Below are 390 nucleotides of genomic sequence, written 5' to 3' on the forward strand. Positions count from 1 at the left end.
TAGAAGCCATCCCAGGCCGCCGTCGGCAGCGATGCCTAACTTTGCGCTAAGCGGCCACGGCACGGGCGAAACCGTCGCGCGAATGCGCAATCGACACCGGTCGTGGTATCGCTTCCCCACCGAGAACGGAGACCTGTCCGCCCCTGCCACGCTGACGCCGGATTGAATCCGCCGTCAGCGATTAGACACCGTCAGATCGTCCTCGGGCAGGGGACCATCCGCCTCGGTGGAATCCGGCTCACCGTCCGCACGGTGCACCCTCCCTGGCCACCAGCTCGCCTCACCGAGCAATGCTGCTAACGCCGGGACGACAATCGTGCGGACGAGAAAGGTGTCCAAGAGTAACCCGATACCGATGATGAAGCCGATCTGCACCATCACGTCGATCGA

Annotated in this window: 1 protein-coding gene; it reads right to left on the reverse strand. The window is 63.6% G+C overall.

Annotation, left to right across the window (positions count from 1 at the left end; translation table 11 throughout):
- Positions 1-174: 174 nt before the first annotated feature.
- On the reverse strand, positions 175-390 hold a 216-nt coding region (locus IO33_RS53445), incomplete at its 5' end, for an MMPL family transporter (RefSeq protein WP_037687810.1).

It is taken from the genome of Streptomyces durhamensis (assembly GCF_000725475.1).
Taxonomy (GTDB): domain Bacteria; phylum Actinomycetota; class Actinomycetes; order Streptomycetales; family Streptomycetaceae; genus Streptomyces; species Streptomyces filipinensis.